Annotated in this window: 1 protein-coding gene; it reads left to right on the top strand. The window is 54.5% G+C overall.

The genetic code is table 11. The annotated features are described in order from the left end of the window. Nucleotides 1–253, top strand: a 253-nt coding sequence (locus SB659_RS20100) for an HD domain-containing phosphohydrolase (protein ID WP_410551700.1), incomplete at both ends; no start/stop codon positions are given.

Below are 253 nucleotides of genomic sequence, written 5' to 3'. Positions count from 1 at the left end.
AAGCACTGATTCCTCAAATAGTCTTTAAGGCTCCGAATTTTGAAGCGACACATCGGCAGGCGCTTAGCGAACATGTGTCTTTACTGTTGGCGCGTTTGCACACGTGCCAGTGGCTGTCGGCCACCGTCGCTCAGGCGGTGATCGGTGGTATTAACGAGCGCCTCGACGGTAGCGGCTATCCTGAAGGGTTAACGGGGGATGATATTAACGAGCTGGCAAAAGCCAGCGCTGTGGTAGACGTGGTAGAGGCGAT

Source organism: Arthrobacter sp. SIMBA_036 (assembly GCF_046535135.1).
GTDB lineage: Bacteria > Actinomycetota > Actinomycetes > Actinomycetales > Micrococcaceae > Arthrobacter.
The sequence above is the reverse complement of the archived record's forward strand: the minus strand, read 5'-3'. Positions and strand labels throughout refer to the sequence as shown.